The organism is Ectopseudomonas khazarica, from assembly GCF_004521985.1.
Taxonomy (GTDB): domain Bacteria; phylum Pseudomonadota; class Gammaproteobacteria; order Pseudomonadales; family Pseudomonadaceae; genus Aquipseudomonas; species Aquipseudomonas khazarica.
Window position 1 is genome coordinate 1 of sequence record NZ_SBHZ01000048.1, and the last position, 427, is coordinate 427.

Genomic DNA, 427 nt, shown 5'->3' on the forward strand with positions numbered 1-427 from the left:
GGTGGGCGGCGGCGACGATGTCGGCGATCGAGTCGAAGGCGCCGACCTCGTGGAACGCCACCGCATCGACCGCGATGCCGTGGACCCGCGCCTCGGCCTCGGCGAGGTGCCCGAAGATCGCCAGAGCATGCGCCCGGACGGCGGGCGCGAGGTCCGCCCGCTCGAGATCCGCGCGGAGCTCGGACCAGGACCGGTGGCTGTGATGCGGCGGGTGGTCCGAGTGCCCGTGCGTGTGGGCGTGATCGTGCGTATGGGGGTGATCGTGGTGGGCCGCATGGCCGCCGTGCCGATGCGGCGCAGGCATCTCCGCCCCGGGGGCCGAGACCGCGAAGCGCAGGCCCCGCAGGATGCCGTCGTTGTGCTGCGATGCCGTGCAGGCGATGCGCGGATCGACGGCCCGCACGCTGGCGCGCACGCCCTCAAGATG

At 74.0% G+C, this 427-nt stretch carries 1 protein-coding gene; it reads right to left on the reverse strand.

All coding sequences use genetic code 11. The features are described 5' to 3' along the window. On the reverse strand, nt 1–427 hold a 427-nt coding region (gene larC, locus EPK82_RS24660), incomplete at both ends, for a nickel insertion protein (RefSeq protein WP_208651189.1).